Raw genomic sequence first — 249 nt, forward strand, 5'->3', positions numbered from 1 at the left:
AGACAGGGACACTGACCGATGACACATTACAGCCGGAATATTATATGGATATTCTTGGCAACGAATGCCGCAAAACATTGGATTATGCATATCTGGCCAGTCGTTATCACACCGGTGTAGGCAACCAGATCGATACAGCGCTTTGCCGTGCTGCAGAAATGCCGGGGCAGGAACAGTATTATCTTGACCTGGAAAGGCTCTGTCCCAAACTGGACGAGCGTCCGTTTGACTACACACGGGGGTTCAGCA

General features: G+C 50.2%; 1 pseudogene. It reads left to right on the forward strand.

Features of this window, described 5'->3' with window-relative positions:
- Positions 1–44: 44 nt before the first annotated feature.
- Positions 45–249, forward strand: a pseudogene (locus H6B10_RS16370) (HAD-IC family P-type ATPase); the annotation flags it as partial.

Source organism: Gemmiger formicilis (genome assembly GCF_016901605.1).
Lineage (GTDB): Bacteria > Bacillota > Clostridia > Oscillospirales > Ruminococcaceae > Gemmiger > Gemmiger formicilis_B.